The 15462-nt window shown below is 70.3% G+C and carries 12 protein-coding genes and 2 pseudogenes; 5 read left to right on the top strand and 9 right to left on the bottom strand.

What is annotated here, in order from left to right:
* Together ACWEN3_RS24385 and ACWEN3_RS24380 are read right to left on the bottom strand one after the other, a co-directional pair.
* The coding region (locus ACWEN3_RS24385; protein WP_452974743.1) for an N-acetylmuramoyl-L-alanine amidase at positions 1-2387 on the bottom strand (2387 nt) is incomplete at its 3' end.
* A gap of 492 nt (positions 2388-2879) precedes the next feature.
* A complete protein-coding gene (locus tag ACWEN3_RS24380) occupies positions 2880-3221 on the bottom strand; it encodes a hypothetical protein (RefSeq protein ID WP_452974740.1) in 342 nt (113 codons plus the stop codon).
* Positions 3222-3394: 173 nt separating this feature from the next.
* On the opposite strand from ACWEN3_RS24380, the gene ACWEN3_RS24375 reads away from it, so the two are divergent.
* Positions 3395-3634 (top strand): hypothetical protein, encoded by a 240-nt coding sequence (locus ACWEN3_RS24375; protein ID WP_452974737.1) that lies wholly within the window; start codon positions 3395-3397, stop codon positions 3632-3634.
* Positions 3635-3698: 64 nt separating this feature from the next.
* On the opposite strand, the pseudogene ACWEN3_RS24370 reads toward ACWEN3_RS24375, so the two are convergent.
* The 4 genes and pseudogenes from ACWEN3_RS24370 to ACWEN3_RS24355 form a co-directional block, all read right to left on the bottom strand.
* Positions 3699-4337 (bottom strand): annotated as a pseudogene (locus tag ACWEN3_RS24370) (transposase).
* A gap of 53 nt (positions 4338-4390) precedes the next feature.
* A pseudogene (locus ACWEN3_RS24365) lies at positions 4391-4564 on the bottom strand (helix-turn-helix domain-containing protein); the annotation flags it as partial.
* Complete coding sequence (locus ACWEN3_RS24360; protein WP_452974734.1) at positions 4561-4752, bottom strand: hypothetical protein; 192 nt, start codon at positions 4750-4752, stop codon at positions 4561-4563. The gene ACWEN3_RS24360 and the pseudogene ACWEN3_RS24365, both read right to left, overlap by 4 nt.
* A 101-nt stretch (positions 4753-4853) precedes the next feature.
* On the bottom strand, positions 4854-5837 hold the full coding sequence (locus ACWEN3_RS24355; RefSeq protein ID WP_452974731.1) for a DMT family transporter: 984 nt from the start codon (positions 5835-5837) through the stop codon (positions 4854-4856).
* Positions 5838-6123: 286 nt separating this feature from the next.
* Between ACWEN3_RS24355 and ACWEN3_RS24350 the strand changes: the two genes are divergently transcribed.
* Both ACWEN3_RS24350 and ACWEN3_RS24345 read left to right on the top strand, forming a co-directional pair.
* Complete coding sequence (locus ACWEN3_RS24350; protein WP_452974728.1) at positions 6124-7017, top strand: LysR substrate-binding domain-containing protein; 894 nt, start codon at positions 6124-6126, stop codon at positions 7015-7017.
* A 426-nt stretch (positions 7018-7443) separates the two neighbouring features.
* A complete protein-coding gene (locus ACWEN3_RS24345) occupies positions 7444-8103 on the top strand; it encodes a formylglycine-generating enzyme family protein (RefSeq protein ID WP_452974746.1) in 660 nt (219 codons plus the stop codon).
* A 23-nt stretch (positions 8104-8126) separates the two neighbouring features.
* Here ACWEN3_RS24345 and ACWEN3_RS24340 read toward each other — a convergent pair whose 3' ends face one another.
* Positions 8127-8492, bottom strand: a complete 366-nt coding sequence (locus ACWEN3_RS24340) for a hypothetical protein (protein ID WP_452974725.1) — start codon at positions 8490-8492, stop codon at positions 8127-8129.
* 139 nt (positions 8493-8631) lie between these two features.
* Here ACWEN3_RS24340 and ACWEN3_RS24335 point away from each other — a divergent pair, with 139 nt between their 5' ends.
* Positions 8632-9216 (top strand): GNAT family N-acetyltransferase, encoded by a 585-nt coding sequence (locus ACWEN3_RS24335; RefSeq protein ID WP_452974722.1) that lies wholly within the window; start codon positions 8632-8634, stop codon positions 9214-9216.
* Positions 9217-9467: 251 nt separating this feature from the next.
* A complete protein-coding gene (locus tag ACWEN3_RS24330; protein WP_452974719.1) occupies positions 9468-10841 on the top strand; it encodes an FAD-dependent oxidoreductase in 1374 nt (457 codons plus the stop codon).
* A 601-nt stretch (positions 10842-11442) separates the two neighbouring features.
* Here ACWEN3_RS24330 and ACWEN3_RS24325 read toward each other — a convergent pair.
* Positions 11443-12858, bottom strand: a complete 1416-nt coding sequence (locus tag ACWEN3_RS24325) for a M1 family metallopeptidase (protein WP_452974716.1) — start codon at positions 12856-12858, stop codon at positions 11443-11445.
* The coding region (locus ACWEN3_RS24320; RefSeq protein ID WP_452974713.1) for a Pls/PosA family non-ribosomal peptide synthetase at positions 12855-15462 on the bottom strand (2608 nt) is incomplete at its 5' end. The genes ACWEN3_RS24320 and ACWEN3_RS24325, both read right to left, overlap by 4 nt.

The following is a 15462-nucleotide window of genomic DNA, read 5'->3' as shown; positions in this document are numbered from 1 at the left end:
GCCGGTTCCAGCGGGACGCCGAGGACGAGTTGTGGTACACCGCCGTGGAGGAGGACCTGCGACGGCTGCTGACGGAGCCTCGTGGTGGTCCAGGTTGCCTGGCGGTAGAGGGTGGTGGAGGACTTCAGGTCCACCGTGGCGACCTTGGTGCCGTCGACGTAGACGTACGCCTGGCCCGAGGTGGACGCCCGCGAGACGATCCAGGCCACCGAACGTCCGGTGAAGGTCCAGCTGATCGAGGCCTTGGCGGACGAGGAGCTGTAGGAGTAGCCGCCGAGGTAGCTGGTGCTGCTCCGGTGTGCCCAGGTGCCGGTCCGGGTGGTGGAGGTCTCCTGGACGATGTTCGGCGTCCGGTAGACGGAGGCGACACCGGTGTTGCCGGCCACGTCGTACGCCTTCAGGCCGAACAGGTCCGAGGTGGCGGGCTTGGCACTGGTCGCCCAGGAGGTCACCGTCGGGCCGAAAGTGGCCGAGGACGGCGAGGTCGCCATGACCTTGGCGAGCGCCGCGTTGTCGGCGGCCTTCCAGGTCACCGTGACCGGGACCGCGCTGGAGCTCACCGTTCCGGTGCGCACCTGCACGCCGGGCGCGGTCGGGAACGTGGGCGCGGTCGTGTCGCCGACCAGGGGGACCGAGCCGGACAGCGTGGTCGAACCACGGACGTGGGTGGCGCGCACCTGGACGGTGTGGCTGCCGGAAGCGACCGAGATCGAGGCGGAGCGGGCGGAGCCGGAGGCGTGCGCCACGGCCTTGCCGTCGACCAGGACGTCGAAGCTGGAGATCACAGCGGACGGCGTGGCGGTCGTCCAGCTCACCGTGGCCGCGCCCTTGGTGTAGTAGCTCGTCCCGGACTTGGCCGCCCCGCCGGACAGCCCGGTGACGGAGACGGTGCCGACCGGGCCGGCTGCGTAGGTGCGGATCGTGCTCAGGGCGTTGTAGAGCTGGTTGCCGGGGCAGTCGGTGGCGAAGCCGTTGCGGTGCCCGGAGATCGCGTTGAAGCTGTAGCTGTTGCCCAGGCTGAAGCCGTAACTGTCGGAGGCGCCCTCGGACAGCGACGCGGTGCCGGTGCCCGGGTTCACGCCGCTCATGCCGAACTTCCAGGCCGCGATGCGGGCGATCGAGCCGAGCATCGCCTGGCTCGGCGCGGCCCCGGGGAAGGTGCTGGCCGTGGAGTCGCCGCCACTGAGGTCGGTGTACGTGCCGATGGCGGCCACGCCCATGCTGTTGGTGTTGAACCCGTAGGTCTGGGCGCCCACGACGGGCAGCTCCATCCCGCCGAAGCGGCCCTCGAAGATGGTGCCGCACTTGTCGACGAGGAAGTTGTAACCGAGGTCGCGCCAGCCCTGGTTGAGGTGCTCGGCGTAGATGCCGCGCACGATCGCCGGGGAGTCCGTGCAGGAGTAGTTGTTGGTGGTGTCCGTGTGGTGGACGAACATCACCTTCACTCCCGCGCCGTACGACGGGTAACCCGATTCCCGCGCGCACTCGTCCGCGCCCCAGCCGGCGCGGGTGACCACGGTGGGTGGCGCCACCGTCGAGGTGGTCGCGGCCGGCATCGGGTCCGGCGGGGTCGGCGACGCCGACGGAGACGGGGTTGCCGAGGAGGCCGGGCAGGACGGGTACGCCCCGGACAGCGCCGGAAGCTGGCTGGGCCAGGACGTCGGGGACGCGCTCGGCGAGGTGGAATCGGAGGCGGAGGTCCCGGAGGACGGCGCGACCGAGGTGGAGTCCGTGGCCGTGGGGGTGTCCGTGGGCGAGGCGGAGTCCGTCGCGGTCGGGGTGTCCGAAGCGCCGCTGCCTGCCGGGGCCGTCGCGGTGTCGGTCGGGGCGGTGCTGTCCGTCGGCGTGGCGGAGTCGGTGGCCGCCGCGTCGACGGCGTAGCCCGCCAGGCCCATGCCGGAGGACTGCGTCGCGCCGGGGGCGGGCTTGCCGGGGTCGACCAGGTCCACCCGCAGCCCGGCGGGCAGGCCGGTCGACTTGCCCGCGCCGGTCGCGCGGACCTGGATTCCGTTGGACGGCCCCGACCACATGGGCGACATCCCGCCGCGCACACCGGGACGGTTCAGTTCGGCGGCGTCGGGGAGGTCGTCCGGCTGCTGCATCTTCAGCCACGGTGTCCAGTGGCCGCTGTCGGTGGAACGCGTCCGCACCTCCACCGTGCCCCGCAGCTTGGCGTGCGCGCCGTTCCAGGTGACACCCACCATGCTGAACGGATCCGTGGACCGGGCCCCCAATGTCTTCACCGACGCGTCGGCCCCGGTGAGGGACAGCGAGTGGACATGCGTCTTGATCGGTCCCGACGCGGCCGACGAGTGGCCTCCCGCCCCGGCCATCGCGACGGTCGCCACAGCCACGCCGCCGGCGGCGACGACCGCCCCCACCGCCACCCACGTGCGTGTCTTCAGACCCGCTCGACGACGACCGCGCCCAACCCTTTGTTCAGTTCTCATGCCCCACCTGGAAGCCAAGTTGTAGTTGTCATCACAGCCACTGCAGGGCACAGCTGTCACAGGAGTGCCCTGAAATACCAGCGCACCGGAATGTTCAAGCGTCACATGTCCCGAACCCGGGAGGGGAACGAAGGCACACCGACAGCGACAATTGCGGCGCCTGCACACCGGACGGACGAGGGAATCCAGGCTGCAGTGGCGAGCCGTCGACCGGTCGCGCTGCTTACGGACGTCGACGACGGGGTCGGTCCTCGCGGCTGCAGCTTCCCGAGCTGACGGCTCCGGCATCCTGGTCACGCGCCGGCTGTCGCGGCTCGCGATGGTCGACGGCACCAGCAGCGCGGCTGAGGCTGGTGGGGGTGCGGCGAGGCATACACGCGCGTGATCGGTCGGAGCTCTCGCTGTCGTGGCTGACCGTCGTCGGCCGGGTCAGACGTGGGTCCGCCGCACGCCGGTGCATGCGATCAGCCTGCTGCCGTCTTCGGTGAGAAACAGCATGAACGTCCAGGAGCCATCGACAGCCCTGATCTGCCCCAGCCGAACCGGCTGTTGATGCCGGCCGAGCTGTTCCACGGCGTGTGCCAGGTTCGTGGTCCCGATCCCCCGGCGGCGAGTGAGCCGCAGTCGGCGTCCATAGATGAGGGCGAGCGTCTCAGCAGGCATGGCCCCGTCCCCGACCACGTGGGAACCGCCGCAGCGGAGCGCGGCCAGAGCGGCCACGGATGCCTCGTCGTCACCAACCAGCAGTCGTTCGAGTAGCTCGCGCTCCATGCCGTCACCCCCACCAGACCCTGCTGTACGGCAGCCAGATACAGCAACCACAGCAACCGGCTCTGCCCCGTACCGCTCCCTTGGGGCCGAATCGCGACCTGTCCTACCATCTAGGATCGATCTCTCCAGTGCTCTGACCGCTATGGTTCGCCGGGTTGAGAGGGAGGGCCGTAGTGTTCGTCGAGATCGTCTTCGTGGGGCTGCCGATCGACCGTGATGAGGTCGAGGAGGCTTTGGAAGCAGCCTTCGAGCTCGACGGCGAGGTCACCGGAGCGGGCAGTGGCATGGGTCGTTGTCATCTTGACCTTGAAATCGTGGAGGGCACGGACACGGTTGCGGCCCTGGAGCGGCTGCGGGCGGTGCTGTCCGATCTGGGGGTCGCGAACTGTGCGACCTTGAACGTCAGCGAGTGATCAGGCTGCCATTCGCGAGCATCCGCCCCAGCGGATGCCCTTCTCGCTGCGAATCCGGGCACGTTCACGGCGCTCGGCCGCCAGGACGTCTCGGTGGCGAGCGTTGGCATTGTGTCAGCGCAGGCAGGCCTGCAGCGCCCGGGTTTGGACCGTGTGGTTGGGGTGATGAGTGGGCGATGGTGAACTGCCGCAGCGGTCCGAAGTGGGCCTCGATCGGGTTGGCCCAGGACGCGTAGGCCGGGTTGAAGCACAGCTCGACCCGGTGCTTCCTGGCCCAGCGGCGGATCTCCTGGCCCTTGTGGGCGGACAGGTCGTCCAAGATGACGTAGACAGGGGGTACCGTCCGGCCGGGCCGCGCGGATCGTCCTGAGGGCGGCCAGCGCGTTGCCGTCGATGCCCTTCCTGCGCCGGTTGACGCCCCACAACGTGTCGTCGCCGACCGAGTAGCAGCCGTGGAAGTAGCGGACCCCGTGAGTGCGGTCGTAGGTGGCCGGTGCCGTTCGGCTTGGCCGGAGGGGGCCAGCCCGTGCCTGCGGCGGGCAGGATGCCGAGGCGACCGAACTCGTCGAACGCGAAGACGCTGTCCGGGAACGGGTCAAGGACCTCCTCGATCCGGTCGAGCTTGGCGTCGCGCTCGGGGTCGGGCGACTCCTTCCCCGTCTTGGTGCGCTGGAAGGTGACGCCGCGGCGGGCGAGCAGGCACCGTAACGCCTCGCGGCCGATGCGGATGACCCGACCGTGGACCCGATGCAGGTAGGTGACGAGCTTGCGGAGGGACCAGCGGGTCAAGGGCCGGCCGAGCTTGGTCGGGCGGGTGGTGGCCGTCTGAACGACGAAGTCCTCGTCGTCAGTGTTGCGAAGGCGGGGACAACCTCCCGCCCACCGAGGGTCCAGGCAGGGCAGGCCGATCTCGTCGAACCGGTGGATCACGTCGCGGACGGTGTCCTCGTCGGCCGCACCAGTTGGGCGATCACCGGGACGCGGTTCCTGCCGGCCGAGGCCAGCAGCATCATCGCTGGCCGATAGCGCACCGAACTGGTGCTGCCCCGGCGCGCGATCTGCTGCAGCTGCTGACCTTCCTGGTCGCTCAGTCTGCGCACCCGCACAGGCTCGGCCACCACACCTCCACCGGTTGGATCGGCCGTCACAGCACATCCAACCGCCCCAACCAACGACCCGGCGTACCACTGCGGTCAGAACACCTGGCCGACGGCGGGCATCAAACGATCTGCTCGGCGCTGTTCACCCCCGCACTGTCAACAGCGGTCACGGGAGGTGAGGAGGCAGGGCGGTCGGGACGCATCATGATCGCGAGCCCGCACAGCACGACGGCAAGCCCTGCCCAGCGCACGAGGCTCAGTCCCTGGTCGAGCCAGACGGCGGCCAATGCTGCGGCAGCCGCCGGCTCGAGGAGGGAAAAGGTGACGGCGGTGGGCGCACCCAGGTGATGAACACCGTAGGTGAAGAGTGCATAACCGCCGGCGGTGGTGATGACACCGATGTACATCACGCTGATGAGTGGGCGTGGGTCGCCGGCGGCCCATGCGACAGCACCGGGTAGCCATGGGCACAGGAGGACGGCGCCGAGAGCAAACGAGGTCGCTGTGGCGGTAACGGGACCGTGGCGCCGGGCGACGATCTGCAAGGCGCCCGCCTGGCCGGAGTACAGGGCCGCAGCCAGGAGGGCCAGCATGGTGCCGGGCAGACTGAACCGGGCCGAGGCACCCGGCACGACGAGGGTGATTCCTGCGACAGCGACGACGGTGGAGACCGCCCAGGTTCGGTTGATCGACTCCCGGTGAAGGAAACGGGCCGCGATCCCGGACAGGACCGGCGCCCCGCCGACCGTGATCACCGTGCTGGCTGCCACCCCCGACAGCTCGACCGCGTAGAAGTAAGCCACCGAAAAACCGGCGATCGTGACGCCACTGACCAAGGCGGCAGCGACCTCCCGCCGCTCCCAGGTGGTGCTCGGGAGGCCGCGCATCCGCGAGGCGGCGTGGAGGACAGCGGCACCGATGAGCAGCCGCAGGGCCGCGATGTGGAAGGTGTGGTGGCTGGCGAACTGTGCGGCGACCGGGCCGAGCGTGCCCCAGATGACTGCACAGAGCACGGTCGCCAGGACAGCATGCGCGCGCCGCGACACACCGCCCTCGCCGGCGGGTGTGGCCGGTGTCCGGCCGGCGGGAGGGAGCACGGGCATCACATCTCCACTTGCGAGCATTCAGGGTTGGGCGTGAAGGCACTCCGCCTCACTCACGGGCAATCCTCGGCCCGGATTCTGTCTTAAGTCCAGTTACACTTTCTCACGCCTATTCATCAGCAGAATTGATGTATCGCAGGCATCGTGCCGACGCGTGCAGGAGACCCCATGCTCAACCTGAATCGCCTACGCATCCTGCGCGAACTGGCTCGGCGCGGCACCCTGGCCAATGTCGCCGAGGCGTTGAACTACACGCCCTCCGGCCATCTCCCAGCACCTGACTGCGTTGGAACGCGAGGCGGGGGTGCCGCTCCTGGAACGAGCGGGCCGGAGCGTACGGCTGACCGACGCGGCAAGAATCCTGGTCGAGCACACCGAGGCGGTCCTGGAACGCCTGGAACGGGCCGAGTCGGAGTTGGCCCGCCAAGGACAGGAGATACGGGGCACAGTCAGGGTGGCCTCGTTCCAGAGCGTCCTCCTCGAAATCGCCCCACGTGCCCTGACGAGCCTCGCCGCCCGGCACCCCCACCTACGCGTGGAGCTGATCCACCGGGACGTGGAAGACGCACATGCCAGCCTTCTCTCCCACGACTTCGATCTGGTACTCGGCGAGGAGCTCCCCGGTTCACCTCAGCCCCGGGTCGACGGCGTCGACCGGGAGGACTTCCTGGACGATCCCATCCGGTTGGCCGTTCCCTCCGCCTCCCCGGTGTCACCGTGCGCCGACACACCACTCCGGCGGGCCGCCCGCGCCGAACCGGATCGCACGCCGAGAAAGCAACCGGGGACGCACATGTCCACCCCCCGGAGGCTCGCCGATCTGGCGCACGCCGACTGGGCCTTGGAGCAGCGTTGGTCCAAGATGGGCGCCTGGTCGAGGTTGGTCTGCAGGACGGCAGGCTTTGAGCCCCGCCCACGCTGCGAGGCACCGGACCCGCTTCTCCACCTCCACCTCGTACGGACTGGACATGCCGTGGCCTTCGTCTGCGGGCTGATGGGCGCCGAATACCTGTCCGGCATCGACCTGCTGGACCTTCCGGACAGCCCTTGCCGACGGCTGTACACAGAAATCCGCGCGGGACGCGAAGGACATCCCGCGCTCGTGGCTGTGCGCGCGGCCGTCGCCGAAGCCGCGCAGCAATGCACGGTGAAGCCGGCCGCCTACCGTCTCACCGAGTGACCCCCGCTACGCACGGTCTCGGCGGGCGCCGCTACCGGTGGCCGCGCCCGCAGCAAGCGCTCCATGTCGTACGTCGTGCCGCGGCGCATCGCCTTCCACGAGTGACCCCGCCGCCGAACAGGCCGTCGGCAGCTTCTGCCCCTAGGTCGTGGCATCAGTGATGTGCCGAGGGCAGCGTCTGCGAGATGTTTGACGAACTTGTTCCTGAGACCTCTGGGAGCGCATAACCCCTCTGCTTCCGCCGCACCCGTCTGAACGCAACACTTCTCGGCGAACTGCGGAAGGCGGGTCTGCTGGAGCTCTGCTGGAACTGACCCGCGGTATCGTCTGCCTGCGCCGCTCCTCAGCTCCCTTCCAAAAGGTCAATAGAGCGGTGGAAAGGCGCCGGTAGGGTGGTCTGTCGTGGACGCGGGGGCAGGAAACGAAATGGTTGCCGTCCCGTCGGGACGGGTGACCCTGTCGGACCGACGGACGCAGAGCAGTTGGCCGGTGGAGGTTGCGCCGTTCCAGATGTCGGCGTTCCCGGTCACGCAGTCGTGGTACGCACAGGTGACCGATCAGCGGCCGAGTAGCGCCCAAGGCGACCGGCTGCCCGTTGAGGGCGTCTCATGGTGGGACGCAGTCCAGTTCTGCAACGCGTTGTCCCAGCGCGAAGGGCTGTCACCTGCATATCGCCTCCATGCCGATGCCGAGGCGCCCGCATGGGACACCTCCGCAGACGGGTACCGGCTGCCGACTGAGGCCGAATGGGAGCACGCCTGTCGTGCGGATACCACCGGCCCGCGATACGGCCGGCTCGATGAAGTCGCCTGGTACCAGGGCAACTCGGGTGGGCAGGTCCATCCTGTGGGCAGCAAGCAGCCCAACGCCTGGGGCCTGTACGACATGCTGGGCAATGTGTGGGACTGGTGCTGGGACGTCTACGACGCCGAGGTGTATGGCACCTATCGGGTGCTCCGTGGCGGTGGATGGGCCGACGAGCACTGGAGCTGCAGGGCATCGGTACGGCGACGCAGTCACCCGACCTTCCGGATCGACGACGTGGGATTCCGCATCGCGCGCTCCACACCGCTGCCTCGGCCGTAACAGCCTCATCCTGAAACGGTCAGTCAGACGCCCCCTGCGAAGCCCATGTCCGTCAGTCTTGGCCCGAGACCGTTGCCGCTCTCCCCACCGGCACTCACGTAACCGGGCGAGTCATCGGGCGGCACCGCTTCGGCGCCTTCATCCAGATCGACGGCCACGCCAACGCGGTCGGCCTCGCCGAAGTCGGAGGGAACATGCCCCACCACATGGGGTTGCCTCGGCTGGGAAGTGAGGTCGGCGGGGTGGTGGTTGGCCGCGCCGACCACAATCACCAGATCAAGATCAGGCTTGATGAGTGGGTGGCTGATCAGGTGGGTCGCCAGGTGAGCCTCTGACCGCGGGAGCACGCCGACGCACGACAGCGCACAACTGTGCCGAGAGTGGATCAAGGTAGTGGTTGAGCGATCGCAACGGAATCAGGCGATCTCGCCTCGATCTGGCTCACCTGTGCCCCATCCGACGGCCAGGCTCCCGATCTGGCAGAAAGTGCCTGATCACACAGGGGGTTCGGGTGTTATGGTCCCTCGCATGGCTGAACTGATCGCTCCCACGGGACGGCTGCAGTCCTCGTGGCTCACGGCGCGTGACGAGTGGCAGCCTGGTGCTCACCAGGACGGGGCCGGCCTGCGTCTGGTTGGTGACGATGACCTCGACAGCCCGGAAGGGTTCGCCTCATGGGCCGAGCGACTGCGACAGCAATCGGACCGGTCGTTGCCTGTCGGGGAAGGGCGCGTCCACGCTACCCACTGGTGGATCGTCGACGGCGAGACGTACCTCGGGGCCATCGACCTTCGGCACTATCTGAACGCCTTTCTGTTGGAAGGCGGCGGACACATCGGCTACAGCGTTCGGCCTACCGCCAGGAGACGCGGACTGGCTTCGTGGGCGCTGGGAGCGGTTCTGCTCAAGGCGCCGACCCTCGGTCTGGACCGGGTCCTCCTCACCTGTGACGACGGCAATGTCGGCTCAGCGCGCACCATCGAAAGCAACGGCGGCGTCCTGGAAGATGTGCGCAGCACCGAAACCGGGGTCAAGCGCCGCTACTGGATCACTCTCAACGACGCTGATCACAACCATTCATTGATGGCCGCGACGAGGACGGTCGCCACGTAGCGGACCGCGATCTTGGCGTACCTCATGACCACGGCGCGGTGTCTTTTGACGTGATTGATGCCGCACTCGACCGTGTGTCTTGTCTTGTAGTCCTCGGGGTCGAACTTCGGCGGACGACCGCAGACGGCCGGCGGATCTGCCGCGTGGTCTCGGCCTGCGACAGCCGGCACTTCTGACGGACGACGCTGGTTCCGGACTGGAGATCATCATGCATTAGGCTCATTCCGCAACACGACGCGAAGGGGAGATGTGTGGCGCGGGTTGCGGTGATCGGTGGGGGCATCAGCGGGCTGGGGACGGCGCTCATGCTTGGCCGACGAGGTCACATGGTCACGTTGTTCGAGCAGGACGCGCGGCAGGCCGGAGAGGACCTGGACCGGGACTTCTTCCGCTGGGACAGGCCCCGAGTCCCGCAGGCCATCCAGCCCCACTCGCTCCTCGCGCCCGTCCGTACCGTGTTGCGCGCCGAGGCCCCTGATGTCTATACGGACCTGCTGGCACGGGGAGCCCGGGAATACCACGAGTTCGACTGGTTCGATGAGCATCCGCCGCATCGAGTCGGCGATGAGGACTTGGTGACCCTGCGGACCCGCCGCATCGTGCTGGAGGCCGCCCTGACCTCGGCGGTGCGGCGGGAACCCACGGTTGAGGTGCGGCGCGGCTGCCGGGTGCGTGGCCTCACCCTCCGGGAGGGCCATCCTCCCCGGGTCACCGGCGTGCAGGCGGGCGCGGAGACGCACCAGGCAGATCTCGTCGTCGATGCGTCCGGTCGTCGCTCGCCGGTGCCCGCCTGGCTGATCGCGGCCGGCTGCCGCCCTCCCGTGGTCGACAACCACCGCACCGGGATCACTTATCTGTGCCGCTGGTACCGCCTGCGCGACGACGGCCCGCGTCATGCCGGCCGGGTGAAGACCGGCTCGGCCGCACCGTTCGCGCTCGGCGGCGTCTTCCCTTCCGACAACGACACCTTCGCGGTGAGCCTGGTGCTCTCCACGGGTGATCCGAGCCGCGGCGCGCTCACGGACCCTGCCGTGTTCGAGGCCGTCGCTCGCCTCTTCCCCGCGACCGCCGCCTGGCTCGGCCTGGCCCCCGAACCGCAGTCAACCGTCCTGGCGATGGCCGGCCTGGACAACCGCTGGACCGCCCTCACCGACAATGACGGGCCTGTCGCCACCGGCCTGGTCAACACCGGGGACAGCCTCCTCCACACCAATCCCACCTTCGGCCATGGCGCGGCCCTCGGCCTGCGTGCCGCCCAGCACCTCGCCGGCCATGTCGACCAGATCGCCGCGGATCCCATGGTCTACCACACATGGACAGCGGAAACCCTCCGGCCGTGGTTCGAAGCGCAGGTGACGGCCGACCGCGCCGACGAGGAACGCCTCGCCGAGGGCTCACCACCCGCGGATCGGCGGGCTGCCGCCGTGGCCGCCTGCGCCTTTGACGATCCCGTCGTCATGAGAGCCCGAGCCAAGGTGCGCCATCTCCTGCTGCCGGCCCACGACGCCTACGGCACCGACGAAGTGGACCGACACGTCACCGCCTGGCTGGCTGCCCACCCGGACTTCACACCGAATCACGACGGCCCGACCCGAGATCAGTGGGATGCGCTCATCCCAGGCTGAGCGCCAGGAGCGGTTGGCCTATTACCCGGTGGGGGTGGTGCGGGCACCAGTGAGCAAGTCCTGGTTCCGGCGATCCCGCACGCTCCCGATGGGCCTCAGAGCGGAGGCAATGCTCCTGGCGCACCGTCGGACCATCCGCCCGTAGCCGATTCGCTGATCGCATCTCCTGTGTAGCCCGCGCAGAGGCCGATTGGCCATTCCCTGACGGGAATTGTGGTGCGACGGCCGCAGCAGCCGAGTCGTCCCCGTACGCCGATCAGGCTCGATTCGAGAAGGGGACGACAATACTGCTGTGGCCATCGCGGCCGGCGTGGCGGTGAAGAAGCCCACAGCGGCGGAGGTGCGGCGGTGAGGGCCGCTGCCGTCAGCGCGCCGGTGGAGAGCGGAACGCGTCGGCCGCGGCGGCGGCGTACCGACCGGTTCCTCACCTGTGCCCCCGTGTCCGGGGCCCGGGTCGCGCCACGTGCGGCCAGGCCACGAAGCCGGGCGGACAGATCCGTAACTACCCTGGCGCATCCGGCACTTGATCAGTGGAGGGCCGGACAAGGGCGCCTGTCCCGGGATGACTCCTGGTCAAGGCGCCCTTGTCGGCCGGCCGGGCTCAGCTCTGCGTGCCTCCCGGTGGCAGGGGCGGCAGGTGTGTGTCGTAGAGCCAGGCGCGCAGCAGGGGTTCCACCGTCGTCGGCATGGAGCGGCCGGCGTGGGCGATGAAGGCGGCCGTGTCGGCGCTTCTGCCTCGGTGGATGTGGTGCCAGCCCCGCAGCATCGTGAAGAACCGGTCGTCGCCCAGTGTCAGGCGCAGTGCGTGCAGCGTGCACGCGCCTCGGTTGTAGACGCGGTCGTCGAAGATGCGGGCGGGTCCGGGGTCGGCGATGCGCAGTCCCTTGGGCTGCTCGGCGAGCGTGTGCCAGGCCGCCCGGGCGATGGTGTCGGCGGAGTCCTCACCGATGTGCTCCGACCACAGCCACTCCCCGTAGGTGGCGAAGCCCTCGTTGAGCCAGATGTCCCGCCAGTCCCGCAGGCTCACGCTGTTGCCGTACCACTGGTGGACGAGTTCGTGGGCGACGAGCGTCTCCCAGGTGCGTTCGCCGTCGATGTGGTTGCGGCCGAAGACGGACGCCGTCTGGTTCTCGACCGGCTGGTCCAGGTCGGCGTCCACTACGACGGCGCCGTACGTCTCGAAGGGGTACGGCCCGAACCAGCGGGTGAACGCCTCGAACATCTGCGGCTGGCGGCCGAGATCGTGTCGGGCCCGCTCGGCGAGCCGGACGGGGTAGGCGTTGCGGCAGGTGAGCCGGCGGCCGGTCGCGCTGTCCTCGCCCTCCCAGGTCTCGTCGGCGAAGCGGCCGGTGTACAGCGCGGCGAGGTAGGGGGCCATGGGGCCCGGGTGGTGGTAGGTCCAGGACTCGGTGGAGTTCGTGCTGCTGCGCTCCAGGAGTGTTCCGTTGGCGAGAGCGTGGTGGCCGCGTGGCAGGGTCACCCGGAAGGTGAACTCGGCCTTGTCGTCCGGGCGGTCGTTGCACGGGAACCACGAAGAGGCGCCGAGCGGCTGCGCGGCCACCAGCGTCCCGTCGTGTACGTCGCCCGTGCGGTCCCAGCCGATCTGCCCGAACGGCGTGCGGACCGGGCGGGGCCGGCCGCCGTAGCCGATCTCCAGCGTGAACGGGGTGCCCGCCGGGATCGGGCGCGGCGCGGGCAGGAGCAGTTTGTGTCCCTTCCGGCCGGGCTGTACGGCGACCCCGTCGACCAGCGCCTCCCGCACGGTCAGTCTCGCGAGGTCGAGCTGGACCTCCCGCAGCGTCCGTTGGGCCACCGCGCGGATGTGCGCCCGGCCGTGCAGGGTGCCTGCGGATGGTCCGTAGGCGAGGTGCAGGTCGTAGGCGAGGGTGCGGTGACCGTAGGTTCCATGGCCGGCGAAGTAGCGTTCGGCCGGTCGCGGAAGGGCGTCCGCGGCCGTCGCCGCCAGCGGGGCGAGTGCCGCACCGCGGACCAGCGTGCGACGGCTGCACCACGTCATGGCGCCTCACCTCCGGCGAGCCGGGCGGCAGTGCCGGCCGAGGGGACGCCGGCGATGGGGTTGCCGGCCCAGCGGGTTCCGTCGGGCACCGTCTCCCCGCGCATCACGAGGGAGGCCGCGGCGATGGACGCGCCGGTGCCGATCGCGGTGCCGGGCAGAGCGATGCTGTGCGGGCCCAACGAGGCTCCGGCGGCCAGGTGCACGGTGTCCATCCTCATGATCCGGTCGTGGAAGAGGTGGGTCTGCAGGACGCATCCACGGTTGACGGTACCGCCGTCGCCGATGCTGACCAGGTCGGTCTCCGGCAGCCAGTACGTGTCGCACCACACGCCGCGTCCGATGCGCGCGCCGAGGCTGCGCAGCCACCAGTTCACCACGGGCGTGCCGAGGTGCGCGCCGATGCCCCACGGCACGGCCAGGACTTCCACGAACGTGTCGAACAGTTCGTTGCGCCACACGAACGACGACCACAGAGGCCGCTCCACCGGCCGGAAGCGGCCCACGAGCAGCCACTTGGCGGCGGTCGTGGTCAGGCAGGCCACCAGGGACGCGGCCAGGAGCAGCGGGACGGCCGCGAGTGCCGCGAGCGGCAGGCCGCCGAGGTCCAGGGCGTCCTGCTGGGCGAGCAGAAGGCCCTCGGTCAGCAGCATTCCGGCGATCACGGGAAGGACGCGGCAGAGCTCGACGGCCGCGCGGGCCGCCACCAGCCGCCTCGGCGGGGCGAAAGTCTGCGTCGGGTCGGCGGCGCCGGCCACACGCGGCAGCGGCATCGCGGGTCGCCCGAGCCAGGACGTCCCGGGCTCACCGTGTGCCGGTGCGTCGGACAGCACGCCCACCAGGGCCTGGTCGGGGACCTCGCGGCCGGGGCCGACGATGCCGGAGTTGCCGACGAAGGCCCGCCTGCCGATGTGCACGGCTCCCAACCGCATCCATCCGCCGCGCAGTTCGAACGGCGCGACGAGCGTGTCGTCCGCGAGGAACGCCCCGTCGTCGACCTGGAGCAGGGACGGCAGCGGCAGCACGGTCGAGATCTCGGTGCCGCGTCCGACGCGTGCGCCGAGCAGGCGCAGCCAGTGCGGTGTGGCCAGGCTCGCGTAGAGCGGGAACAGGCCCGCGCGGGCGCCGTCGAGCAGTCGTGTCACCAGCCACGCCCGCCAGGCCACGCCTCCGTCCGCGCGGTGCAGGCCCGGCTTGATCGAGCGGTTCAGCAGCCGCACGGTGAGCGCGGTGATCAGCGTTCCGCACACGGTGGTCAGCACCGCGAACAGCGGTGCGGCGACGAGCAGCCGCCCGGCCGCACCGGACAGCGTCGGCGTACCGCGCACCAGCAGCCAGGTGACGACCAGCGCGGGGGCGGCCCCCAGCAGGGACAGCAGCGGCAGCAGGCCGAGAGAGAGGGCGTAGGCCGCGTGCCAGCGGCGTCGGCGATCCGCCGGCGGAGCGGGCCAGCCGGCGCCCGCGAGGCGCTCGGCGGGTCCGGCCGGCCTGGCGGGGGAACCGGTCCACACCTGCCCGTCGGGGATCCGGCCGTCCAGGCAGCCGCCTGCGGTCAGTTCCGCACCGCGCCCGAGGACCGCGCCCGGCAGCAGTGTGCTGCGGTGGCCCAGCCGGGCGCCCGCGCCGACGACGACCCTGCCGACGTGCAGCGTGTCGCCGTCGAGCCACCAGCCCGCGATGTCCGCCTCGGGTTCGACGCTGCATCCGTCGCCCAGCTCGGCCAGGCCGGTCACCGGCGGCATGGCGTGCAGCCGTACGTCGCGCCCGGTCCGGCAGCCGAGGATCCGGGCGTACGGCGTGGCCCACGGGGTGCCCAGCAGGGACGGCACGCCGAACGCCGCGACCGCCCGTTCCGCGCTCCACAGCCGCAGATGGACTGCTCCGCCGCGTGGATGCGCGCCCGGAGTGATCGAGCCGGCCAGCGTGCGGGCGAGGGCCGCCCCGATCAGACAGCGCAGCGGTGCGCTGAACAGCACCACCCATCCGGCCAGGACCAGCCACCACGAGGTGTGCGGCGCCCACCGGTGCGGCGCGATCCAGCCGAGCACGTTGTCCGCCGCCGCCAGACCGACCAGACCCCGCAGCCCGGTGATGCCGTAACCGGCCATGGAGACGAGGAACTGCACCACAGCGGTCCGCCGGGGCACCGGCCGGACGGGGCGCACCTCCTCGGCGGCGCCGACCAGGGAGTCGAGATGGTCGGCCATGTTCCGCAGCACCGGGTGCCGGTAGATGTCGGCGACCGAGAGCCCCGGGTAGTCCGCGCGCAGCATCGAGGCCATCCGGGCGGCTGTCAGGCTGCTGCCGCCCAGCGCCACGAAGTCGCTGTCCGGGCCGGGCCGCAGGCCCAGCAACTGCTCCCAGACGTCCGCCAGCCGGGCGGCCGTTCCGTGCAGTTGGTGGGCCGCTTCGCCGCCGGGCCCGTCGCCGGCCAGGGGCACCGGCCAGGGCAGCGCCTTTCGGTCGACCTTCCCGGAGGACCGCGTGGGCAGGTCCGCGACCTCGGCCAGTACCGGCGTGGGATGCGGCGGCAGCAGCCGGGCCAGGCCGGTCACCCGGAAGACGCGCAGGGTCATCGGATGCGTGCACACGAGGTGCACCCGCCCA

The sequence above is a fragment of the Streptomyces sp. NPDC004561 genome (genome assembly GCF_053602155.1).
Note: the sequence above shows the minus strand (reverse complement) of the source record. Positions and strands in the feature narration are given on the sequence as shown.

Coding starts and splice junctions, on each gene's coding strand:
- ACWEN3_RS24380 (WP_452974740.1), bottom strand. CDS start 3,221: ATGGAGCGCGAGCTACTCGAACGACTGCTGGTTGGTGACGACGAGGCA.
- ACWEN3_RS24355 (WP_452974731.1), bottom strand. CDS start 5,837: ATGCCCGTGCTCCCTCCCGCCGGCCGGACACCGGCCACACCCGCCGGC.
- ACWEN3_RS24335 (WP_452974722.1), top strand. CDS start 8,632: ATGGCTGAACTGATCGCTCCCACGGGACGGCTGCAGTCCTCGTGGCTC.
- ACWEN3_RS24345 (WP_452974746.1), top strand. CDS start 7,444: ATGGTTGCCGTCCCGTCGGGACGGGTGACCCTGTCGGACCGACGGACG.
- ACWEN3_RS24325 (WP_452974716.1), bottom strand. CDS start 12,858: ATGACGTGGTGCAGCCGTCGCACGCTGGTCCGCGGTGCGGCACTCGCC.